Origin of the sequence: Bradyrhizobium sp. NBAIM18 (assembly GCF_020193825.1) — a bacterium.
Classification (GTDB): domain Bacteria; phylum Pseudomonadota; class Alphaproteobacteria; order Rhizobiales; family Xanthobacteraceae; genus Bradyrhizobium; species Bradyrhizobium yuanmingense.
Window position 1 is genome coordinate 256,679 of the sequence record NZ_JADYVO010000003.1, and the last position, 20,775, is coordinate 277,453.

Annotated in this window: 24 protein-coding genes and 1 pseudogene; 9 read left to right on the forward strand and 16 right to left on the reverse strand. The window is 61.5% G+C overall.

Going from position 1 to position 20,775, the window contains the following annotated elements; genetic code table 11:
* Positions 1–5 precede the first annotated feature (5 nt).
* From I6F17_RS08675 to nac, 9 genes are all read right to left on the reverse strand, one after another.
* Positions 6–707, reverse strand: a complete 702-nt coding sequence (locus I6F17_RS08675; protein ID WP_225125192.1) for an amino acid ABC transporter permease — start codon at positions 705–707, stop codon at positions 6–8.
* 14 nt (positions 708–721) lie between these two features.
* Positions 722–1,489: an SDR family oxidoreductase gene (locus I6F17_RS08680; RefSeq protein WP_225125190.1), complete on the reverse strand. Its 768-nt coding sequence runs from the start codon at positions 1,487–1,489 to the stop codon at positions 722–724.
* An 89-nt stretch (positions 1,490–1,578) separates the two neighbouring features.
* Entirely contained in the window at positions 1,579–2,367 is a 789-nt protein-coding gene (locus tag I6F17_RS08685) for a 5-oxoprolinase subunit PxpA (RefSeq protein WP_225125188.1), read from the reverse strand.
* On the reverse strand, positions 2,364–2,783 hold the full coding sequence (locus I6F17_RS08690) for a biotin/lipoyl-containing protein (protein ID WP_225125176.1): 420 nt from the start codon (positions 2,781–2,783) through the stop codon (positions 2,364–2,366). The genes I6F17_RS08685 and I6F17_RS08690 overlap by 4 nt, the downstream gene beginning before the upstream one ends.
* On the reverse strand, positions 2,780–3,766 hold the full coding sequence (locus tag I6F17_RS08695) for a biotin-dependent carboxyltransferase family protein (RefSeq protein ID WP_225125174.1): 987 nt from the start codon (positions 3,764–3,766) through the stop codon (positions 2,780–2,782). Before I6F17_RS08695 ends, I6F17_RS08690 begins: the two co-directional genes overlap by 4 nt.
* Positions 3,763–4,422, reverse strand: a complete 660-nt coding sequence (pxpB, locus tag I6F17_RS08700) for a 5-oxoprolinase subunit PxpB (protein WP_225125172.1) — start codon at positions 4,420–4,422, stop codon at positions 3,763–3,765. Before pxpB ends, I6F17_RS08695 begins: the two co-directional genes overlap by 4 nt.
* On the reverse strand, positions 4,419–5,771 hold the full coding sequence (accC, locus tag I6F17_RS08705; protein WP_225125161.1) for an acetyl-CoA carboxylase biotin carboxylase subunit: 1,353 nt from the start codon (positions 5,769–5,771) through the stop codon (positions 4,419–4,421). Before accC ends, pxpB begins: the two co-directional genes overlap by 4 nt.
* A 4-nt stretch (positions 5,772–5,775) precedes the next feature.
* Entirely contained in the window at positions 5,776–6,216 is a 441-nt protein-coding gene (locus I6F17_RS08710) for an acetyl-CoA carboxylase biotin carboxyl carrier protein subunit (protein ID WP_225125123.1), read from the reverse strand.
* Between the two features lie 112 nt (positions 6,217–6,328).
* Positions 6,329–7,267 carry a nitrogen assimilation transcriptional regulator NAC gene (gene nac / locus I6F17_RS08715; protein WP_225125121.1) on the reverse strand — a complete coding sequence of 313 codons (939 nt, stop codon included), beginning with the start codon at positions 7,265–7,267 and terminating at the stop codon, positions 6,329–6,331.
* A gap of 141 nt (positions 7,268–7,408) precedes the next feature.
* Between nac and I6F17_RS08720 the strand changes: the two genes are divergently transcribed.
* Both I6F17_RS08720 and I6F17_RS08725 read left to right on the forward strand, forming a co-directional pair.
* Complete coding sequence (locus I6F17_RS08720; RefSeq protein ID WP_225125119.1) at positions 7,409–8,617, forward strand: aspartate transaminase; 1,209 nt, start codon at positions 7,409–7,411, stop codon at positions 8,615–8,617.
* A 21-nt stretch (positions 8,618–8,638) separates the two neighbouring features.
* Complete coding sequence (locus tag I6F17_RS08725) at positions 8,639–9,304, forward strand: RraA family protein (RefSeq protein WP_225125118.1); 666 nt, start codon at positions 8,639–8,641, stop codon at positions 9,302–9,304.
* Between the two features lie 525 nt (positions 9,305–9,829).
* On the opposite strand, the gene I6F17_RS08730 is transcribed toward I6F17_RS08725, so the two are convergent.
* Positions 9,830–10,921 (reverse strand): recombinase family protein, encoded by a 1,092-nt coding sequence (locus tag I6F17_RS08730; RefSeq protein WP_346656595.1) that lies wholly within the window; start codon positions 10,919–10,921, stop codon positions 9,830–9,832.
* Between the two features lie 18 nt (positions 10,922–10,939).
* On the opposite strand from I6F17_RS08730, the gene I6F17_RS08735 reads away from it, so the two are divergent.
* Both I6F17_RS08735 and I6F17_RS08740 read left to right on the forward strand, forming a co-directional pair.
* Positions 10,940–11,320: a hypothetical protein gene (locus I6F17_RS08735; RefSeq protein WP_225125116.1), complete on the forward strand. Its 381-nt coding sequence runs from the start codon at positions 10,940–10,942 to the stop codon at positions 11,318–11,320.
* Positions 11,321–12,372: 1,052 nt separating this feature from the next.
* Positions 12,373–12,552: a hypothetical protein gene (locus I6F17_RS08740; RefSeq protein WP_225133382.1), complete on the forward strand. Its 180-nt coding sequence runs from the start codon at positions 12,373–12,375 to the stop codon at positions 12,550–12,552.
* A 129-nt stretch (positions 12,553–12,681) separates the two neighbouring features.
* On the opposite strand, the gene I6F17_RS08745 is transcribed toward I6F17_RS08740, so the two are convergent.
* On the reverse strand, positions 12,682–13,134 hold the full coding sequence (locus I6F17_RS08745; RefSeq protein WP_225125102.1) for a hypothetical protein: 453 nt from the start codon (positions 13,132–13,134) through the stop codon (positions 12,682–12,684).
* Positions 13,135–13,140: 6 nt separating this feature from the next.
* A complete protein-coding gene (locus I6F17_RS08750) occupies positions 13,141–13,362 on the reverse strand; it encodes a hypothetical protein (RefSeq protein WP_225125100.1) in 222 nt (73 codons plus the stop codon).
* A gap of 787 nt (positions 13,363–14,149) precedes the next feature.
* On the opposite strand from I6F17_RS08750, the gene I6F17_RS08755 reads away from it, so the two are divergent.
* Genes I6F17_RS08755 through I6F17_RS08765 form a run of 3 tightly spaced genes read left to right on the forward strand, consistent with a single transcriptional unit; the run spans position 14,150 to position 16,400 of the window.
* Complete coding sequence (locus I6F17_RS08755) at positions 14,150–14,356, forward strand: hypothetical protein (RefSeq protein WP_225125090.1); 207 nt, start codon at positions 14,150–14,152, stop codon at positions 14,354–14,356.
* A complete protein-coding gene (locus I6F17_RS08760) occupies positions 14,357–16,039 on the forward strand; it encodes a DNA polymerase/3'-5' exonuclease PolX (protein WP_225125088.1) in 1,683 nt (560 codons plus the stop codon).
* Between the two features lie 37 nt (positions 16,040–16,076).
* On the forward strand, positions 16,077–16,400 hold the full coding sequence (locus I6F17_RS08765; protein ID WP_225125086.1) for a hypothetical protein: 324 nt from the start codon (positions 16,077–16,079) through the stop codon (positions 16,398–16,400).
* A 369-nt stretch (positions 16,401–16,769) separates the two neighbouring features.
* Here the strand turns inward: I6F17_RS08765 and I6F17_RS08770 are convergent, their stop codons facing one another.
* The 4 genes from I6F17_RS08770 to I6F17_RS08785 form a co-directional block, all read right to left on the reverse strand.
* Entirely contained in the window at positions 16,770–17,189 is a 420-nt protein-coding gene (locus tag I6F17_RS08770; RefSeq protein ID WP_225126542.1) for a hypothetical protein, read from the reverse strand.
* Positions 17,190–17,206: 17 nt separating this feature from the next.
* Positions 17,207–17,401 (reverse strand): hypothetical protein, encoded by a 195-nt coding sequence (locus I6F17_RS08775; RefSeq protein WP_225126539.1) that lies wholly within the window; start codon positions 17,399–17,401, stop codon positions 17,207–17,209.
* Between the two features lie 591 nt (positions 17,402–17,992).
* Positions 17,993–18,289 carry a hypothetical protein gene (locus I6F17_RS08780; protein ID WP_225126538.1) on the reverse strand — a complete coding sequence of 99 codons (297 nt, stop codon included), beginning with the start codon at positions 18,287–18,289 and terminating at the stop codon, positions 17,993–17,995.
* A 12-nt stretch (positions 18,290–18,301) separates the two neighbouring features.
* On the reverse strand, positions 18,302–18,538 hold the full coding sequence (locus I6F17_RS08785) for a TlpA disulfide reductase family protein (protein ID WP_225126536.1): 237 nt from the start codon (positions 18,536–18,538) through the stop codon (positions 18,302–18,304).
* A 408-nt stretch (positions 18,539–18,946) separates the two neighbouring features.
* Between I6F17_RS08785 and I6F17_RS08790 the strand changes: the two are divergent.
* Positions 18,947–19,181, forward strand: a pseudogene (locus tag I6F17_RS08790) (winged helix-turn-helix transcriptional regulator); the annotation flags it as partial.
* Positions 19,182–19,584: 403 nt separating this feature from the next.
* Entirely contained in the window at positions 19,585–20,769 is a 1,185-nt protein-coding gene (locus I6F17_RS08795; RefSeq protein ID WP_085969022.1) for a TlpA disulfide reductase family protein, read from the forward strand.
* Positions 20,770–20,775: the final 6 nt, after the last annotated feature.

The following is a 20,775-nucleotide window of genomic DNA, read 5'->3' on the forward strand; positions in this document are numbered from 1 at the left end:
CATGATCAGACCGCTCCGGCCATGCGGCTGCGCTGCTCGAGATAGTGACCAAGCCACATCAGCAGCAGCGAGCAGACGAGGTAAACGATCGTGGCAATCAGATAAGTCTCGAACGGTCGAAAACTCTGGTTCTCGACCTCCTTGACGGCGTGGGTGAGCTCGGCGACGCCGATCGCCATCGCAAGACTGGAGTTCTTGAACAGCGAGACTGTATGGTTCACCAGCGCCGGCATCGCGTTGCGAACCGCCTGCGGCAGCAGGATGTAGGTCATTGCTCCGACGTAGCTATGCCCCAGGGCACGGGCGGCTTCCCACTGCCCCCTCGGCACGGCGCGCAGACCGGAGCGTTGATCTTCGCTGAAATACGCAGCCTGACACAACCCCAGAGCAACGACCGCAAACACCGCTTCGCCATTGTGATCGCCGAGCCACATCTGAACGGAGCCTGGCAGCAGGCTCGAAATGCCGAAATACCAGAGCATGAGCTGCACCAGCGTCGGCACATTGCGGTGGTAGGAGACGTAGATCGCGACAAAACCGCTGGCAATCCGGCCCGGAAGCATCCGGACCGCAAGAAGGATCATTCCGAGACTCATCGCCAGCAACCATGAGCCAATAAAGATGATAAAGGTCATCTTCACCCCATGGACCAGCATCCGGCTGAACTCCGGATTGAGCAGGACGGCCATGAGGTCGAAACCCTTCATCGCGCGCCCCTCATCTAGGTCGGGAGAAAGGGTTTTGGGGAGCCCTCGGGGCGCGTGGTCGACAGGCCACCCGGCACCTGCAAGGTCGGAGTGATTTCGATGTAACCCACATTCACCGCTACGGGAGCCGCGATCGCAAACGCGATCGCATCGGCAATGTCCTTTGCCTCGGGCAGCTCAAAGCCTTCGATGAAGTTCGCGCGTGTTTCGGCGCTGTCGCCGTGGACATGGGCGAAGATATCGGTTGCAACCCGGCCTGGGCAGATCTCCGTGACGCGCACGCGCTTGCCGAAGCAGTCGATCCTGAGCTGACTGGTCAGCATGCTGACGGCCGCCTTGGTCGCGTGGTAGCTTGAATTGCCCGCGAAGTTGTAGGCGCCGGCGATCGAGGTGATGTTCACCACGTGACCGCGATCGCGCTGAGCCATGCCCGGCACGAGCAGGCGGCAGAGATGCAGGATCGCGCGCAGGTTGACGTCGACCAGGAGATCGATGTCCTCCGCATCCGCCTGAAGAAATTTCTTCGGCCGGTCGACGCCCGCGCTGTTGACGAGCACGTCGACTTCGATGCCCTGAGCAAGCTTGCTGATAGCCGCGATATCTCTGACGTCGACCGCGTGCGGGATGCAGCCGGTGCGATCGGCCAAAGCTCTCAGCGCATCCGCACTCCGGGCGAGCGCATGGACCATCAGGCCTTCACGCGCCAGGCGCTCGACAACCGCCAGGCCGATTCCTGACGAGGCGCCGGTGACGAGAGCAGTCCTGTAGTCCGAGAATGGCATCTGGTTCCTCACCCTCTGAACACGCTAAACGATCCCGTAACTTCACCGCCAAGACGGATTAACTGTGGTGGGATAAGGTCCCCTTATGATCATCCACGGGCTCCGCCGGAGCCCGCCACAAGCCGGGAAACCGGCACGATTTCCCCGCCGGTCGCCTCGATCGAGGCGCGAATCCCTCGGGCCAGCTCGACGGCGCCCTGGGTATCCCCATGCAGCAGGATCGATTTGACCGGCATCGCGAGCGCCTTTCCGCTGGCGGCGATGACCACTCCGTCACGCAGCAGACGCTCGACCCGCTCGGCGACCACCCCGGCATCGTGAATGACCGCACCGGGCTTTGCCCGAGACACCAGCAGGCCCTCGTCGTCATAGGCCCGGTCCGCCAGAAACGTCGTGGCGACCCTGATCCCGCACTGCGCCGCCGCCCCCTCGATGGCGCGGCTGCTCGAGGAAACGATCAGGAGATTGGGATCGAACGCGGCGACCGCGCGGACCAATGGCCGGGCAAGATCGGCGTCGGCAGCCGCCATGTTGCCCAGCGCCCCGTGAAAGCTCATATGCGTGACGCGATGCCCGACGGCCCGCGCGATGCCATCGAGGGCGCCGAGCTGGTACGTGACCATGGCGGCAAGCTCGGTGGTGTCGATCTGCATCACGCGCCGGCCAAATCCCTGACGGTCCGGAAATCCGACATGAGCCCCGAGGTCGACGCCGCGCGCCTTGGCGCGCTCCGCCGTGCGCTGCATGATCAGGGGATCGCCGGCATGAAAGCCGCACGCGACGTTGGCCGAAGACACGAGGTCGATCAGCGCTTCGTCGTTGCCCATCGGCCACGGACCAAAACCTTCGCCCATATCGGCGTTGAGATCGATCTTCATGATGTCTCACCTTCGATCGGCTGCAGTGCGAACAGCGGCGTGCCGTAGCCAACGATCGTGCCGTGCGCGACCAGCACATCGGTCAGCGTTCCTGCCCGAGGCGCGGGCACGGCCAAAAGCAAAGGACCGATTTGCAGGAAGCCGAGAGGATCGCCAGCCCGGACATCGGCGGCGACCAAAGCGATTGCGCGCTCGTGAAGCGGGTGACGATCCAGAAAGATGCCCGGCGATGGAGCGCGGACCGTAATTGAGGGCTCGTCGACGGACGCGATCTCCTCGCCATCAAGGACGCGCACCGATGCACCATCGTTCACCAGGCGCAACGTAGCATTCGGACCACGCAGCTCGAGCAGCCCGAGATCGGCGTCCTTGAGCCAGGCGCTCAACTGCTCGACGTGATCGAGAGGCGTGCTCATCGACCTCTCCCTTCGCGGCAGTGAAGCTCGACCAGACGACGGGCGTTTGCGAGCCAGCGGCGGATGTCCGCCGAGGCATCGAGCGCTTCATCCCAGCTACAGCGTATGAAGCGAACGCTGCTCCCGATCGGGGCTTGGCCGAGACGCCAGAGGTCTGCCTCGATCACCGTGCCGATTTTGGGATAGCCGCCGGAGGGCTGTGCATCGCGCATCTGGATGATGGGCTGGCCGCCATGGGGCACCTGAATGACGCCGGGCACGATGCCATGCGAGCGCAATTCCAGTGGACGCAGCGGGTTGAGCTCACGGCCGGCAAGCCTGTAGCCATACCGGTCGCTCTGCGCGGTGATTTTCCAGGCCGTCGACCACAATGCATCGTGCGATGAATTGCTGAAGCAGTCGTACTCGGCAGCCGGCAACACGCGAACGGCGGGCATGCCATCGGCCTCAAGGGGAAGCGCCAGGCCGGGCGGAACTAGACCGAAGCCAGACGCGGCCCGGTCGTTCGAACGGCCGGTCGGCAGTTCGTCACCGTCGCGGAGCGGCCGCCCCTCGTGGCCACCAAACGAGCCTCTCAACTGCGTGCTGCGCGAGCCGAGCACAGCCGGCACGTCAATGCCATCCGCGATGCACAGATAGGCGCGGGTCGCCCGCCATGTCGTCTGTTTGGGAAGCGAAAGCGACAGCACTTGTCCCGCTTCGGCGCGATGCACCCACCACGGCAACACCGGCGCTTCATCGAGCCGTCCCGCGCAGTCGGCGCCGGTGACGGCAAAAACGGTCGAGCGCTCGAACCGGACCTTGAAGGGAAAAACCGGGATCTCAATGGCCGCTGCGTTCTCCTCGTTGCGCAGCAGAATGTTGCCACCGGCGAGCGCGAGCGGATCCATAGCGCCCGATGTTCCGACGCCAAGATTGAGCCCACCGGTACGGCCGAGATCCTGGACCGTCGCAAGCGCGGCCGCTGACAAAACCCTGATCATCGCAGCACCCGGGCGGCCTTGAAGCGGACGCTGTCGCCCGGCTGAAGTAGCGCGGGCGGGCTGCGATTCACATCGAAGAATGCGACCTCTGTACTGCCGATCGTGTTCCATCCGCTGGGTCCGTCGGAGGCAGACACGCCGGTCTGACTACCGCCGATTGACACGGCTCCACGCGGAATCTTCAGCACCGGCACCTTGCGGCGCGGGGTCGCGATGCGAACATCCATGCCGCCGAGGTAACAATAGCCGGGGTGACTTCCGAGCGCAAATACGGTGTAGGTCGGCGCGCTGTGGCGTTCGACGATCTCATCGACACTCATGCCGGTGTATTCGACGACATCGGACATATGCGGTCCAGCTTCGCCACCATAGACGACGGGCAGATCGATGCAGCGCCCGGCGATCGGAAGCGGCGCGACGACGTTCCAGAGTTCGATCAGCCTTTGTTCGATCTCCTCTGGCCGCCGCGGCGGCTCGACGAAAGCCAACATAAGGTTGTTCATGCCTGGCACAGCTTCGCGCACGCCGGGAAATCCGGCAGCCTCGTGCGCCATGGCCCAGATCCGCCGCTGCGTTTCGAGCGAGGTCTCGCCCGGCGCCTCGAACAGCAGGGCCGTCGTCCCGAGCAGGCTTGTGCGAGGCCGATCCGTCGTCATGGCTGCCCGCTCCGCCGAAAATTCGTCTCGAGATGGTGGATGCTAACACCGCCGCTGATAAAATCGGGATCGTCGACGAGGCGCCGGTGTAGCGGCAGGTTGGTTGCAATCCCCTGGATTCGGGCCTCGTCGAGCGCCACCCGCAACCGCGCCAACGCCTCCTCGCGCGTCGCGCCATGGACGATAAGCTTGCCGAGCAGCGAGTCGTAGTACGACGACACGCGGTAACCGGCACTCGCGTGACTGTCGATGCGCACGCCAGGTCCACCCGGCATCTGCCAGATATTAATCACACCGGGCGAAGGCACGAAGCTGTCCGGGTCTTCGGCATTGATGCGGCACTCGAACGCATGACCGTGACAGGCGATGTCGCCCTGCCTGAACGGCAGCCTTTCACCCTGCGCCACACGGATCTGAGCCTCGACGAGATCGATCCCGGTGGTCATTTCGGTAATCGGATGTTCTACCTGAAGGCGCGTATTCATCTCGATGAAGTAGAACGCGTCATCTTCGACCAGAAACTCGAAGGTGCCGACGCCGCGATAGCCGATCTGCCGGCAAGCCTCCGCGCAGCGCTCGCCGATTTCGCGGACTAGTGCATCCCGAATCAGCGGGGCTGGCGCCTCCTCGATCACCTTCTGATGCCGCCGCTGTAGCGAGCAATCGCGGCTGCCAAGCCAGACCGCGTTACCGTGCGCATCGGCGATCACCTGGATCTCGACGTGGCGCGGGCGACCAAGGAATTTCTCGACATAGATTTCGCTGTTGCCGAACGCCCGCCGCGCTTCTTCTCGAGTTAGGAGCAGCGCATCGCGCAAGCCGTCTTCGCTCTCTACCATCCGCATGCCGCGACCGCCGCCGCCGCCCGCGGCTTTCAGGATCACGGGATAGCCGATCTCGTGTGCCGCCATGCGCACGACATCAATATCCTCAGTCAGGGCCGCATCGGGACCGGGGACGCATGGAACGCCCGCCGCTCTCATGGCGCGCTTGGCCGCGATCTTGTCACCCATGACGCGCATGCTCGCGGCGGCCGGACCAATGAACTTCAGCCCCGCGGCCTCGACCTGCTCGGCAAAGCTGGCATTCTCGGACAGAAATCCGTAGCCGGGATGGACCGCCTCGGCACCACTGACCTCGGCCGCAAACAAAATCGCCTTCTGGTTCAGGTAGCTCTGCGCGGCCGCGGCCGGCCCGATACATAGCGCCTGGTCGGCATGGCGCACATACAGCGCCTCTCGATCGGCTTCGGAATGGACTACGATCGTACGCAGCCCCAGACGCCGGCACGTCCTCTGGATGCGCAGAGCGATCTCTCCCCGGTTGGCTATGAGAACCGAGTTAAACATGGGATCACGCAAACCGTATCAGTTCTTGTCCGGCCTCAACTTCCTGACCAGATGCAACCAGGATCGCGGACACCGTGCCGTCTTGTTCGGCGCGAACCTCGTGGAACATCTTCATCGCCTCGATGACACAGAGTGGTGTTCCGGCCGTCACAGCCTGCCCTACCGAAACGAAGACCGGCGCATCCGGCGCCGGCTGCAGATGGACAATTCCGAACAGGGGGGCTGCGACGTTCGCCTCGCTCTTCGGCGTTGCATCGGGCTCGGCACGAGTCGGCCGCTGTGTGGCGTGTGCGGACGGGGCCTTGTTGATCGGTGCCCGGACCATATCGTTCGGCTGCTCCCGACGAACCAGCCTGAGCGACCAGCCGTCTTCGCTGAACTCCATCTCGTTCAGATCAGACGCAGCCATCGCATCGATCAGGCACTTGATCCGGTCCAAATCCATGTTCCGCCCCCCATACGGGATCGTGGCCCTGCACATGCAACGCCGAACTCGACGCTAGCGCTATCGATTCCTGCCGACCAAGACGGATTGGCTTTGCCCCTATAAGGGAGCGCTATGACGCCTTTTGAGACCGCTCTTCAGGCGCTACGAGGTTTCCCGGCAGACCGGCCACAAGCTCCAGCAGAATCTCCTTGATCGCCTGCGCCGGTTCGGACAGCGGCAAGTGATCGGACTGGCACAGCGCCAGCGGGGCCTCGATCACCGGATCGATAATGCAGGATTGCCAGGCATCGCAGGACGAAGCGACCTGCCGTGCCATCGATTCGGGCAGGATGGTGGCGCCAAGTCCATCGGAGATCACGGCAGCCAGGGTGCTGGCGGATTCGATTTCCGCCACGACTTTCGGCACCTTGCCGATAGCCGCGAACGCGTCGTTCACCATCTTGCGGACCACATTGTAGGGACGCGCGAGGTAGAGCTCGGTGTCCACGAGCATCGCGAGCGGCACTTCGGCCGGTGGCGCCACCATGCTGCCGCGGCCGACAAGGTAGAGCGGCTCGCGCAGCAACGGCTGGAAGGCTAGACCGTGGACGGCAGTCTTGCCGCCGTAGAGAACCGCCAAGTCCATGCGGCCGTTCATTACGAGCTCGGAAAGCGTGGTGCCATAGGTCTCGTTCAAATAGAGCAGAATGCCGGGGTGCCGCGCCCGTACCGCCCGCAGCAGCGGCAAAGCCAGTCCTGCCGCGGCAGTCCCTGGCGCGAGTCCCACGGCCACGGCCCCGGAGATGTTCTTCGCGGCCGCATTCATGTCGACACGCGCCTGGTCGCATTGCCGGAGGATGACCTGGGCGTGGCGATACAGCACCTTTCCGGCCTCGGTCGGCACTACGCCGCTTTTGGTGCGCACCAGAAGCTGCTGACGCACCTCACCTTCCAGGGTCGCGAGCTGTTGACTGAGCGCCGGCTGCGCCACATGCAGCACATCGGCCGCTTGCGTCAGGCTGCCGACGTCGACGATCTTCACGAAATACTGCAGTCGCCTGAGATTCATGTCGTCTCCTCAGACCACCTTCTGCTCTGACCGGGAGCAGAGTATCCATAAGATATGCCTATCAGGCCAGATTGAACTCGTGTTGGCCAGCGGCCGGCTGTGTCTCTAGCGTCGCACCTCGCTTAGCCAGGGTCAATCACTATGAACCATCCTCGGATCTCCGCACGCGTGAAGCGCATCAAGCCTTCGCCCAGCTCGGCGGCAGCCGATCGGGCAACGACGCTGAAGCGGGAGGGCAAGAACATCGTCAGCCTCGTCGTCGGCGAGCCGGATTTCGATACGCCCGCGAACATTCGCGCCGCGGCCTCAAAGGCAATGGACAAGGGCGCAACCCGCTACACGATGTTGGCCGGCTCCGTCGATCTGCGCCAGGCGATTGCCGCGAAACTGAAGCGCGAAAACAATCTCGTCTACTCACCTTCCGACATCATCGTCACCAACGGTTGCAAGAGCGGCATCTACAGCGCGCTGGAGGCGACGATCGAGGCCGGCGACGAGGTGATCATCCCGGCGCCCTACTGGGTGTCGTACCCCGATATGGTGATTGCCTGCGACGGCGTTCCGAAGATTGTCGCGTGCCCGGAAAGCCAAGGCTTCAAGATCTCACCGGCGCAGCTCGAAGCGGCAATCACGGGCAAGACACGATGGCTGATCATCAACTCGCCTTCGAATCCGACAGGCGCGAGCTACTCAGTTGCGGAGTACCGCCTGTTGGCCGAAGTCCTCGCACGGCATCCCCACGTACTTGTCATGACCGATGACATCTACGAACACATCCGCTTCGACGACCGCGCAACGCCGCATTTGCTGAACGCTGCACCCGAGCTGGCGGACCGCGTGGCTGCGGTCAACGGCGTGTCGAAGACCTACGCGATGACCGGCTGGCGGATCGGCTGGATCGCCGGGCCCGCCGATCTGATCCGTGCGCTGAACACGCTGCTGTCGCAGGCAGCCGGCAACGCCTGCTCGATCAGCCAGGCCGCCGCTGTCGAAGCGCTCAACGGTGATCAGAGCTTCGTTTCCGAAAGCGTCGCGATTTACCGTACCCGCCGCGACCGCGTGCTGACGCGCATCAACCAGATCGAGGGCTTGAGCTGCCTGCCGCCCGATGGCGCGTTCTATCTCTACGTCAATTGCGCTGGCCTGATCGGTCGAACCACTCCGGCCGGGGCGCGCCTCGAAACCGACAGCGACGTCGCCATGTACCTGCTCGAAAGCGTTGGCGTTGCGGTAGTTCAAGGTAGCGCCTATGGGTTGTCGCCGTACTTCCGCATCTCGATCGCCACGTCGCTCGATGTGCTCGACGACGGCACCAATCGTATCGCTCGCGCTGTTTCCGAACTCCGCTGACACCCCCATCGAAAGCATCCCATGTCAGACGCCGGCATCGCAAAGAACCCCTCAGCCCCGCAAGTCGATCCTGCGGTGATCGCAAAACTGATGACTATTCCGGTCGCCTTGCTCAGCGATCAGTTGCACCGCAATTGCGGCAGCATCGGGCTAATCCCCTATCACTCACCGGCGCCGCTGGCGGGCACCGCGGTGACGGTGAAGACGCGGGGCGGCGACAACCTCGCCATCCTGCGCGCCTACGACTTTTGTCGTCCCGGCGACGTGATGGTTGTCGATGCCGGCGGCGATATCTCCAACGCACTGGTCGGCGGCATCATGACGTTGGGCGCGGCCTCGCTCGGGCTTGCCGGCATGGTGCTCGACGGCGCCATTCGCGATCTCGCGGAAATCCGTCAGCGCACTTTTCCCGTGTACGCGCGCGGTGTGACCCATCGCGGTCCCTACAAGGATGGTCCTGGAGCGATCAACGTCCCGATCACCGTCGGCGGCATGCCCGTGAACGCGGGCGACATCATCGTAGGTGATCAGGACGGCCTTCTTGCATTCCCACCCTCCCTGGCTGCAACGGTCATCGAGAAAGCACTGGCCCAGGAGCAAAAGGAACACGGTACCATCCACGCGATCCGTGAGGGCCGATGGGATCGCGCTTTCGTCGATGCGCTCGAGGCTCGTTGCGCGAACTGAGCGGCAAATGACGACATTCTGATCGCGCGGCAGTCCGGGTTGCTCGCCTCAGTATCCTCGACGACGCGCACGGGGTCGAGCCAAGCGAGCGCAGCGCCGATGTCCTGCTTTGCCGTCCAGGCGCCCTCAACTGAACTTTCAAATCGAGCTTGGAAAGGCCGCCCATGTTCAAAGGTAATCTTTGGTCGGCCGCGCTCTCGCTGATCAGCGACATAAGCTGATGCCTGCTTCTTGATATCGGCGAGAGGTAGCGCCGCTTGCAGAACTCTTACACGCTCTGCGGCGAGCGCCTTGATCTGCGCTCGCAGGTTCGACACCGCTTGCGCCGGGGTTGCCTTCGTCCCCTCAGGCTTGGCGCGACTCGGCTTTGCCATCTCATAGGTCCCAGCCGCGCCCAAGAGCCAATGCTTGATGTTGGCGACGAGGTTCGCCAGATTTCGATGCTGCTCTTGAAGATCGGTGAGCCGCCCTTGAAGACGCGCTAGCTCTTGATCCATTGACGCCAGCTCGGATGCGGGAGCCGTACTACGCGCTCTGGAGAGTTCGGAAGCTCGGCGCGCGACCGAGGCGGAACGAGCGCGCGTTAATCATCGTTCTCGCAGCTTCGAAAAGCTCGCGTTCGACAAGCGGATCGAATGCATTGTACGCCCGAATCCACATGCCCGGTTCGTTGCGCACTCGCCTTTTCTTCAACTTGGAGGAACAACGATTCCAAACGTTGTCGCCGGCATATTTCTCATTGATCAGAAGTTGATGGACCGTACCCCTGGTCCAGGGACGCCCAAGATCGGTTGTGATACCCTGTTCATTGAGATCGGCAGCAATCTCTCCCTCGCTGCGACCCTCATGAACGAAAGCCTCGTAAACATTGCGGACGAGAGCGACTTCTTCCTGGGGGCCGAGGGTCAAGATCACGTGATCAGTCTGGATACTCTTTTGCTCGCCGCGCCCGAGAACTCCTTTGATCGCGCCACGTTCGTCGATCAAGGTTCGCCGCAAGCCAAATCCTGCCGCACCACCCTGACGGTAGCCCTTTTCGATCAGTCGCCCCTGACCCGCAAACACTTTGGTAGAAAGCTCGCGGCTATATTCGCCGGCCATCGCGCGCTTGACGCCTTTGACGATGGTCGAGATCGGGCTGCCGTCATTGTCAAACTGCTCCGCGCAGTACTCGACGGCGATGCCCGCGCGACGACAGATATATTCATAATAGGCGCTTTCGTCGGCATCCTGAAATCGGCCCCAGCGGCTGACATCATAGACAAGAACCAACGTGAAATCGCAGTTGCCGGATTGTACATCTTCGATGAGCTGTCGGAGCGCATCACGCCCCTCGATCTTTAAGCCGCATTTTCCCGCGTCGACATATGTTCGTACAATCTTGATCCCGCGGGCTTCGGCATATTGCTTGATTGCGTCTGACTGATTTTCTGTCGAGTACTTCTGGTGGTCCGTCGACATGCGAACGTATTCTGCGGCCCAAATAGGACATTCCGGCTGTTCCAACTGGTTACTTTCGTAGAAGGTCCGGCTCGTCACAACTTGCGCCTTCTGATTTCCGGCAACGGAGGTCCCGGCGAATTTCCGCCACTGCGCAAGGAGCACGGTGACAGCCATAGGGCGGTCAAACAACTCATGCACCAAACCGACGCGAGCGAGAGAAGCGTCAAGCACTGGCTGTCGGCACAGCATGGCCCGGATACAGTGTATTTCCTACGTCTCGTGGTTTCGTCGCCCATCATCAGGGCTTTCGTTCTTGGTCTGATCGAAAGCCCGGCGGCACGTCCGCCATCCGATCCGGTTGATCGCTTCTCGCTCGCCACAGCTCGAAAGGCCTATGTCGCTGGCGAAGCCGCTGGCAGGAAGCCGCTAGCAATTGCGCAAAAAGATGACCCTGAACGTGTCCCTAAACGTGTCCCCATAAATGTCCCTGATCAAATTGAGCTCAGCGAACGCAACGCTGATTTCTGGCACGTCTGGCGGAAGGAGGTCGGTGCGGCGCCAAGGAAATCGTAGCGGAATGGGAGGTATGTCTGAAAATTGCGCGTCGGGACATTGGTGCTCTTCAGAAAGCGCAAGTCCTTGAGTATGTCGGATCGCGCAGAAAAGGACGATATCGGCACAAACAGACGGCGTCGTAGCTACCGTGACGGCCACTGGCTTCATCGACGCTGCGGAGGAGAGCCAAGTCGTTTCTCGGGGCCTTCGGTTTCGAGGGCTCTCACGGGGGCCCCGGCGCCGAGCAAATGCGCCTCGCTAACAAAGTGGTCGCTGGTTCTGCCGGACCACGGATTGCCTTAGCGGGACGGCCAACGCTGCCCCGCGTGGACGTCCGAGAGCTAAGGATTGGTTTGACGGTAGATTTGGTATATTGGCGTCACTGTCGGTTTGTGTCTGGGCGCTCCAGTCTTGCACCGTTCAGTGACTACACCCTGAACCAGCCCGGGCGCCCCGGTGAGCATTCGAGGGAACTTTGACACCCGCGATCTTCGCGGCTGTTCGATGTTTCCGCAGCTCGGCCCGGTAGCCCACCCTGAAGACATCACCAGCTTCGAAGTCGCTTCCAAACTGAGGAGTGAGCTTCAATGTTGATCATTGACGATGATGTTGTGAAGGCTGAGCTTGGGCTCAGTGAACTGCCCCGGGCTCAGTCCTAGTCCCATGAACGTAGCCTGGCCCGGCACCTCGCCAATAACACCGGCAACAATGGCTCACGGACGTCCGCATCGAGAATGCTCAAGCCGACGCTTGGCTAAGGATCTGCGCGATTGGGCAGGCCATCGAGAAGGAAGGCCGATGTCCCGATGACGTGTGGGACAAGGCAATTGCGTTGACGCGGTATTGGCGGTCCCCTTCTGCGTCATAGTCAATCACTTGGGAAGGGCCCGCACATCGGCTGCTGACGGACACTCTTGGCAAGCCGCAAGGCCCGCCGCGCCTTCTGAAGCGCATTTATTGTTTAAAGGTGCGCGGCGAGGCTCTCGACAGTTGCTGCCCGATATCATCCTCTAACCGTGACGCCGCGCTCCCATACCGGCGCGCAGCGGATCACGCAAAAGGAGGCATCCATGTCCCGTTTGGAATTTCTTTTGGAGACGGCACAATACATCGTCGATTTTGCGCGTTCCCTCGCCGAGGGCCCCGCCGAGCCGCGGCTGGTGATCACCAGCGCTCTCGCGACGTCGGCGTTGATCGTTCTGATCGCTATTCGGTCGTACGTGCACGAGCGCAAGCAGCGTGCCTCATGACGGCACCGGAGCGTTTTGTTGGCCGCGCTCGCGCGCCAGCTTCTCGGCCGCCGCGACGCTGCGGGCCTCGCGCACCACGCTACCGGCCGCCGCACAGAAGGCTGGCCCGTCGGCGACGCCGGTCTGCCTCTACCCGACACGTCCGAGCGGAATTCTCCCCTCGGGCGGACGAGTACCGGGTCGGCGCCAACGGATCGGCCCCGGGAAGCTATTGGCGATGCTCAAGACCCGTGCCTCATCCGTTTCAAGAGCTATTTTTTGGGCGAGCATGACATCGCCCAGGACCAAGCCACCCACCGGAACGAAGCACCACCCTATCCCGAGCCGCCCGTATTCGTCGATCTCGTTGACGTTGCCGGACGTTCCCAGCCGGATGCGGTACCGCTTTCCGGTATCGCACCCCACGACGTCGAAATATCCTTTCCTATCGAATTCGACCCTTTGCTGGGGCGAAAGCCAAGAACGCAGCAGTCGCAGCGCTCGACCCTGAACCGTTTTCTCCTCCTTTGCTGCTTGATAAAGCCTACCAACGGCCAAGCTCCGGTCGGTCCACGGGCCGATGCGACCGATCCTTTTCTTCACCGGTGCTCACCCGCCCACTAGCCGCGGGAAGAACAATGTCTCTTCGGCCGTCGGATCGAACGCGGTGATCCGGGTTACCTCACCGGGCCCCTTCCGGACCGCCGCGGTATATCCTTTGCTGGTAAACTGGAGAAAAAGTCTTTCCGCCTCTACCAATGCTTCTGCATTGGAGTTGTCGAAGAAGTGCTGGCTGTCGCCGCTGTGATCCATCACGATTTGCACTGCCATGCTGAGACTCCCGATTGCACCTCATAAGCAATGTGGAGTCCGAGCCCTCGTTCCTAACTGACCCAATCGCCACTGCGACACCTTCTACGCTCTGCATCATGGGCATAGGACGGTGCAGTGGCTTTCTCCGACGTCCCTGACGATCGCCTCAGCTTGGTCGAGCTCGACCGAATATCGACATAACGGTGTCGGGCCATGGCGAGCAGTGCGGGGTTCTCAACCGATCGATTGCGTGCTGCCGTGCAGCGTGTCACTGCCGCACCTATGTTAAGTTCACCGCTTTGTGACCCGTGTACTAAAGACCCCCACGGGAGGCTGACCGGCTGGGCCTTTGTGTCGATCACAACAGGTTCGCGGAGATTGCGATCGACCACTGCAGGTTCCTTTGATTTTTCCCGGACTACTGTCAGCTAGTGAACACACGATCGGGCCCCAGCGAAGAGCGGCCTTATGGATCGCTTATGACCCGTCACGGGCCGCTCGGCGTGCTTGCAAGCAAACGAGCAAACCGCCACCGATTTAGGACGGATTGAGCGCGAGCCGTGGAGCCGGATGAGCAGAACAGCGAAGTCACTCGCCGAGGTCGAGTATCGGGCAAAGCCGGCGCAGGTGCGGCACCCGCCTTTTAAGGACTACCCGGGAGCCTTTGACAGGCGCGTGCGACAGCCTTGGCGACAGAACTATCGGCGGGAACAGGCGTTTACCGATCATGTCAGACGCATTCGACTATTTCCGCGCCTACGCCGTCCGAGCTCTTTGCAAGGCCCGATCGATGCCGAAGGGTCGGATGAAGCACCTGCAGCTTGTGGTCGGCCGGATCTATAACCTCCTCAAGAAGGAGGCGGCTTACGGCCCGAACACGCAACACCTGGAAGACTTCCGGGCAGCGCAGAAGCTCGAGAGATCTCTGGACAGTCGGCCCAACGACGACATGGCCCCTCGAACTCGCTTTGCCGCAACGAGTCCTCATCGCACCGGGCAGGAGGTTCGTTGAGTGACTTCCATCGACGCTCGCACCGTAGCAGAACTCCTGCGGGAATATGCGCAGCGCACCGCGTTGCGTGGCGGCAGCCCCTACCGGGCAAAAGCCTACTCTCGGGCCGCCGACAGCCTAGCGGCTATTGCCGTTCCTCTGGATGCGCTTATCGCCGAAGATCGTCTGACTGAGATTCCGGGTGTCGGCGATGCGATAGCCGACATCATCACCAAGCTTCACAAGACGGGCACTCACCCGAGCCTCGAAAAGCTGCGGAAGGAGATTCCCGAGGGGGTGCTCGAGATGCTTGCCGTTCCGGGTCTGCGTCCGGAGAAAGTGCTGCGCCTCTACAAGGATCTTGGCATCGGCTCGCTCGCGGAGCTGGAGGCCGCCGCCAAGGAGGACCGCATCAAGAAGGCCAAGGGGCTCGGAGCCGCGCTGCAGACCAAGATCCTGCAGAATCTGGCGATCGCCAAAAGCGGAGAAGGCCGCCTCCACCTGCACCGTGCCGCCGCTCTGCTTGCGCAGGCGAAGGATTCGATCCGAAAGGCCCATCCCGAGCTGAAGCGCGTGACGCTCGCAGGCGACTTCCGGCGCGGTTGCGAGCTCGTCCGCGAACTAACGATCGTTGCGGAAGCTCCCAGGGGTGGCAAGACATCGGAGCCTGCTCAGACCGATGGGCTGCGGATCCGCTTGTCCGACCGCAAACACTTCGGCGCCGCCCTTCTCTTCGCCACCGGCTCCACCGCTCACATCGAGCAGCTCCGAGAGATAGCCTCTAAGAAGGGAATGCGGTTGGAGGCCGACGGCTTGCACAAGGGCCGCCCGCTGATCGCCGGCGACGAACCCGACATTTACCACGCTCTCGGGCTGCCCTTCATTGATCCCGAGCTCCGGGAGGGGCGCAACGAGGTCGAGCTGGCTCTGAAGGGCAAGTTGCCGAAGCTCGTCACCGACCAGGATCTGCGCGGAATCCTTCACTGCCACACCGATGCTTCCGACGGCATCGAGACCCTGGAGTCGATGGCGAAGGCAACCCGCCAGCGCGGCTTCGAGTATTTCGGGGTCGCCGACCATTCGAAGTCCGCCCACTATGCCGGGGGTCTCTCCGTGGAAGAGATCGCGCAGCAGCACCGGGAAGCCGACCGGCTCAACAAGCGCTTCGGCAAGGATTTCCGGATCCTGAAAGGCATCGAGTCCGACATTCTGGCGGACGGGTCGCTCGACTATGACGACGAGGTGCTTGAACGCTTCGACTTCCTCGTCGCCAGCATCCATGGCCGCTTCAAGCTGGACCGCAAGGCACAGACGCAGCGCCTGCTTCGGGCGATCTCCCATTCTTGCACCACCATCATCGGCCACATGACCGGACGACAACTCCAGCGTCGACCTGGCTACGAAATCGACGTCGAGAAGGTGCTTCGGGCATGCGCGAAGCACGACGTCGTCGTCGAGATCAACGCTCATCCGTGGCGTCTTGACCTGGATTGGCGCTGGCACCAGGCCGCCCTCGAATTTGGCTGCATGCTGAGCATCAATCCGGACGCGCACTCGATTCCCGAGCTCGACCACATGCACTGGGGCGTCCAGATGGCCCGCAAGGGCGGCGTCCCTGCCGACCGGATCCTGAACGCGATGACGTTGCCAGAAATCACGCGCTACCTGCGACAGAAGCGGCGCTCCCTCGCCCGCGCTGCCTGATGTCGCACGCGCACGACCTCTCGCTCGAGGGAAGGTGGTGGCGGTCGCCGCCGATCGCGGGCACCACTTCAGCAAGCCGTCACGGGATCAGATCGTGCTGGTTGAAGGCCGTGGCGTCGAAGGCGACGCCCACGCCGGCCCCTTCGTCGGGCACCGCTATCTCGCCCGGCGCCGACCCCGGCTTCCCAACCTGCGGCAGGTCCACCTGATCCCATTCGAGCTCTTCGCATCCCTCTCGAAGGCTGGTTTCGTGGTCGGAGCCGGAGAGCTCGGCGAGAACATCACCAATGCAGGCCTGGACCTCGAACGGATGCCGCTCGGGACTTCATCGAACTCGGGCCCACAGCCATCGTCGAGTTGACCGGCCTCCGGACGCCCTGTGTCCTGATAGACCGCTTCCGGGCGGGCCTTAAGCGGCGCGTGCACTCGTCGGCGGAAAGGGGCCCTGCATTCAGATATGGGGTGCTGGGCGTGGTGCGGGTTGGAGGGGCGGTCGTGGCCGGCGATATCGTGCGGGTGCGCCTCCCGCCCACTTCGTTTCTGGCCCTACCGGGCCTGTAAGAGCTCGGTGCACAACTCGGCCGCCTGATGGCCGAATCGAAAAACGGTCGGTAGATCGGGCCGGCATGACCGCAAACAAGGTAGCGGCGGTACGCTTTGGGGCTGGGGAGGCAATCGACAGTCCGGGACTATTAAGCCGCCGAGCTCCGCTGGCGGCTTTTTTCTTTGACTAGGAGGCGTTCGCCCTGGCTCGTTCGCGGGCTTCGCGGCGGCGTTCACGGCGTTCGCGCCGCAGCTTCGCACGGTCGGCGGGCTGCGTCAGTGGAGGAACCGCCGCTATTTCGGCTACCGGCGGGGTCGTCTCGCTGGCCGCCGCCGCTTGGATTGGCTCCGGCATCGGTCGGGCTTCCATAAATTCAAGCACTTCCCGCCCTTTGGAAGTCAGCCTCCAACCACCGCTTGTGCGTTCGACGAGCCCTTGTGACCAGATGTTGAGATCCGGCACCCGCGCGGCGAGGCGTCTGGTCCGGTCCGCCCAATCGCGTCCGCTGGTCGCCAGGATGGCCATGTCCCTCTTGAGGTCCTCCATCACGGCAAACCCATCCGGATATGCCACCAGGATCTTGAGGACCGTGACTTGGAAGTTCACGTCCGCCCCCCCCCCGATCAACGCCACATCGTGGGCGCGTGCGAAAGGGCATCTCGCCCAATCTGCCTAAGCCTCTCGCGAGAGACTTCGCCCCCGGTTTCCAGGATCTTCGAAGCAACGTGCGTACGTGCGCCGATCTGTCGGCCTAAGACGCTTTCGCATACTTCATCAAGGACCGCGCGCAAAAGCGCGATGGTTGCCGTATCGAACATGAGGTGCCCCCAGAAGGGAAAATCCAATCTTAGCCCGGTTTTGCCGGCGTGTGGATTCGGGCATGTTAGCCTTTGTGGAAAATACGACCGAACTAGAAACGGGTGCAAGATTACGGGTGCCGATGCCCCGCTCGCAAACCTATTCGGTTCGAAGCAGCGTTCGCGCAAAACAACGCGCGGTAACGATTCACGACAACCCACTCTCACTGTAATTATCGTGTCTCACTGCAGGGGTGCAGTCCAGTCGTGGGGACAGCGCTAGCTTTAGGCGCCACCGCTGATGAACCACTTTTGTAGGCGGGCCTCTTGATGACTCGCACACGCATCCTTTGTCGCCAATGGGACCGCACACCGTATAGCTAAAAGTGCCGAGGCACTCGTCCCCCTTCCATCCACAGCCCACAGTATTTGTCGATCACCGCGAACAAATTCATTCGCAGCTGGAAACCCGGTCCGTTCGAAGCAACGGATCCGCATGGAGGAGACGGACTCTAAGCTCATCCGGCCTTAGAGCGACGCCTCTTCGAGGGCAGAACGCGGCTTCGCCCAATCTCTCCATCGCTAGCCTAAGTTTGGCGAAAAGCGGCTCAGTCAGGCTTGTTGCTCCATTTCGCGCATTATACGCTCGTTTTCGGCAATCCGCTCTGTTTCGGCGGCTTTAGCTTCATCGCTGGTCCGCCAGCTGCCGGTCAGAATTTTCGGCAAAACGTCATCGAGCTGTGTCGGAAAACCGACAAAGGCGATGCGGCCGTCACGGTCGACCACGAACGAGGTGGGAATCCCGACAGACAAGCTGGCATCCAGCCAGAGCTTTTCCATTTCGCCTGTGTAGTCGAACCCGATCCGGTAATTGAGATTCGGTACCTTTTCAGTCAACCAGGCGTCCAACTTGTCTCGGGCCTAGTCCGCTGTTTGAGCGCGTTCAAGAGCCGCGAGTCCGAGGACCTCAATGCCGCTGTTTTTGTATTTCTCTTGCAACTGCACCAGTTCCGGGACCGCCGCGACACACGGTCCGCACCAAGTTGCCCAAAACTCGACGATGTACACCTTCCCAGGCTGGAAGCTCGAGAGGGGCTCGCCACGCAGCCAGTTCTCCACTTTGATCGGAGGAGCTGGAGATTCTAATCCGAGCACCATGTTACTCTCCAAAACTTAGTGCCCGACCTTGGGCGACTTTTTGTGTAGCTGATCTCTGATCGCAGGCGCGACCGGCTTGCCGCATGGGGGCTTCCCAGCGAGATCCGCGGCGAATGTCGGTGCCGCCGCTAAGCGCGAGGACGATCCAAGTCACAAGCAGGAAGGTTTTCCCTCATGAGGGGTTACATCCGTTCAAGGAAGCAGAGCTTCGGGTGGTGCGCATCTGTTTGCACCAGCACTCGTTCGCTATTGCCGCACTCCAGTAGCAAGGTCTGTGAGCAAGGTCTGTGCCATGTCGTCTGCGTGCATTGTCCTGAACCTATTTGCGGCGCACTTTCCCGAGGTTTGGACGATTTCCTGCATCGCATAGAATTTCACGGCGGAATTCACCTCAGGCGGGAGCTGATCATGCGATATGATCGAGTAGACGCCCACATCCTCGAGATTGTGCGAAAGAACAACCGCCTAACTTCCGAGGTGCTCGGCGAAATGGCCGGGCTTCCTGCTACCGCCCTGTCAACGACGACTGAAGAGGCTCCGCTCTGAGGGCATCATCGAAACCGACGTCTCAATCGTCTCGCCGAAGGCGGTGGGAAGACCTATTCAAATGCTTGTGCTGGTCACCCTGGAACGGGAGCGCGCCTCCCTTGCGAAATCGATCCTATCTGCCATTGCTACATGATGCGTTAGGGCGGCGGCAGTCCTAGACACGAGATCTTGCCGGATCGGATCGCATGACCAAGCGCTCACCCCTCTTGGATTCCGTGTCCAACGTCTGACACAGGACAAATTTGTCAGGTTCAAAACACCGGCTGCGTTTGGGGCGCCTTGGAGTTTTCAAAGCGTAATCAGGCGCTTGATGGGTGCTGACCGAGATGGCACGCTTGTTGCTATTTGGATGCAGAAACACGGAGTGAGGGCTGAGCGCACATCAGATGCGCAAAACGAGTGATGCTCTCCTTCTCTTGAAGGTGTGCTCCGTTTCTGAGAGAGACGGGCTAGCGCACAAAGTCGCGCAACGAGTGGCAATAGTTTTGGAGAACAACATGGTGCTGCGCATGGAGTCCCCGGCTCCTCCGATCAAGGTGGAGAATTGGCTGCGCGGCGAGCCCCTGACGAGCTTCCAGCCCGGGAAGGTGTACATCGTCGAATTTTGGGCAACTTGGTGCGGGCCATGTACGGCAGTGATGCCTCATCTAGTACAGCTGCAAGAGAAATACAAAGACAGCGGACTTGAGCTGCTCGGCGTCGCAGCTTACGAACAAGCTCCAACGGCGGACGAGGCCCGAACAAGCTTGGACGCGTGGTTGACCGACAAGTTCTCGAACCTGAACTTTCGGATCGGGTTCGACTCCACAGGCGAAATGAACAAGCTTTGGATGGATCCCAGCTTTTCTGTCGGGATTCCCACCTCGTTCGTCGTTGACCGTGACGGCCGCATCGCCTTTGTCGGTTTTCCGACACAGCTCGATGACGTCTTGCCGAAAATTCTTAACGGCAGCTGGCGCACCAGCGATGAAGCTAAAGCCGCCGATACAGAGCGGATCGACAGCGGACGACGCGAAATGCGCGAAATGAAGCGCAAGCGGGCGCTGATTGAGCCTATACTCGCCAAGCTTCAGCCGGCGATGGAGGCGGAGGATTGGGCAAAGGCGCTTTCGACGGTTGAAGAGGCCGTCGCGGTGATGCCGGACGATCTCCGCTTCCGCGCGCTCCATGCGGAACTGTTGCTTCACAAACTGCGCAACTTGCAGACCGGCTTGCCGGTTTTGAGGCAATTCGCTCGCGACGCGATCGACAAAAACGATGAGCAGTGGATGGAGTGGGCGCTGCGCCAACTCTTTGATCCGGCGAATGACAATTCCCACTTCCCGTCTGCCGAGCGCCTCGCGATGGGCAAAGAGTTGTCCGAACACATTCTTGCGCTGAATCCTCCGCAAGGGGACGGTGGCTTTAAGTACCTGTCCTATGGGACGGTCGCTCAGTATTATTATGAGAGCGGCAACAAGGATCGCGCGATCGAATTGATCGAGGTGGCGTTGAACTCGCTAGGAGGTCCTGAGCCTATCCCCGACGAACTGAAACAGGACGTCATGTCGACGTTGGTCGAAGCGCTGGCCAACTACAAGGGTGAGAAGGCTTGCTATGGGACTGTTTGTGCAACTCCGCAAGACGGGTTTCCGACAGCGTCAAAGCGCAGGCAACGGAGCAAACAACAAAAAGAAGGGTGAGTGTCG

Excerpts from the sequence above, each read along its gene's own strand:
- I6F17_RS08775 (WP_225126539.1), bottom strand. The coding sequence starts at position 17,401 with ATGTTCGATACGGCAACCATCGCGCTTTTGCGCGCGGTCCTTGATGAA.
- I6F17_RS08675 (WP_225125192.1), bottom strand. The coding sequence starts at position 707 with ATGAAGGGTTTCGACCTCATGGCCGTCCTGCTCAATCCGGAGTTCAGC.
- I6F17_RS08720 (WP_225125119.1), top strand. The coding sequence starts at position 7,409 with ATGAACCATCCTCGGATCTCCGCACGCGTGAAGCGCATCAAGCCTTCG.
- I6F17_RS08685 (WP_225125188.1), bottom strand. The coding sequence starts at position 2,367 with ATGAAGATCGATCTCAACGCCGATATGGGCGAAGGTTTTGGTCCGTGG.
- I6F17_RS08750 (WP_225125100.1), bottom strand. The coding sequence starts at position 13,362 with ATGGCAGTGCAAATCGTGATGGATCACAGCGGCGACAGCCAGCACTTC.
- I6F17_RS08795 (WP_085969022.1), top strand. The coding sequence starts at position 19,585 with ATGGTGCTGCGCATGGAGTCCCCGGCTCCTCCGATCAAGGTGGAGAAT.
- I6F17_RS08735 (WP_225125116.1), top strand. The coding sequence starts at position 10,940 with ATGCACCAAACCGACGCGAGCGAGAGAAGCGTCAAGCACTGGCTGTCG.
- I6F17_RS08725 (WP_225125118.1), top strand. The coding sequence starts at position 8,639 with ATGTCAGACGCCGGCATCGCAAAGAACCCCTCAGCCCCGCAAGTCGAT.
- pxpB (WP_225125172.1), bottom strand. The coding sequence starts at position 4,422 with ATGACGACGGATCGGCCTCGCACAAGCCTGCTCGGGACGACGGCCCTG.
- I6F17_RS08680 (WP_225125190.1), bottom strand. The coding sequence starts at position 1,489 with ATGCCATTCTCGGACTACAGGACTGCTCTCGTCACCGGCGCCTCGTCA.
- I6F17_RS08755 (WP_225125090.1), top strand. The coding sequence starts at position 14,150 with ATGAAGCACCTGCAGCTTGTGGTCGGCCGGATCTATAACCTCCTCAAG.
- I6F17_RS08710 (WP_225125123.1), bottom strand. The coding sequence starts at position 6,216 with ATGGATTTGGACCGGATCAAGTGCCTGATCGATGCGATGGCTGCGTCT.
- I6F17_RS08695 (WP_225125174.1), bottom strand. The coding sequence starts at position 3,766 with ATGATCAGGGTTTTGTCAGCGGCCGCGCTTGCGACGGTCCAGGATCTC.
- nac (WP_225125121.1), bottom strand. The coding sequence starts at position 7,267 with ATGAATCTCAGGCGACTGCAGTATTTCGTGAAGATCGTCGACGTCGGC.
- I6F17_RS08730 (WP_346656595.1), bottom strand. The coding sequence starts at position 10,921 with ATGGCTGTCACCGTGCTCCTTGCGCAGTGGCGGAAATTCGCCGGGACC.
- I6F17_RS08740 (WP_225133382.1), top strand. The coding sequence starts at position 12,373 with ATGTCCCGTTTGGAATTTCTTTTGGAGACGGCACAATACATCGTCGAT.
- I6F17_RS08785 (WP_225126536.1), bottom strand. The coding sequence starts at position 18,538 with ATGGTGCTCGGATTAGAATCTCCAGCTCCTCCGATCAAAGTGGAGAAC.
- I6F17_RS08690 (WP_225125176.1), bottom strand. The coding sequence starts at position 2,783 with ATGAGCACGCCTCTCGATCACGTCGAGCAGTTGAGCGCCTGGCTCAAG.
- accC (WP_225125161.1), bottom strand. The coding sequence starts at position 5,771 with ATGTTTAACTCGGTTCTCATAGCCAACCGGGGAGAGATCGCTCTGCGC.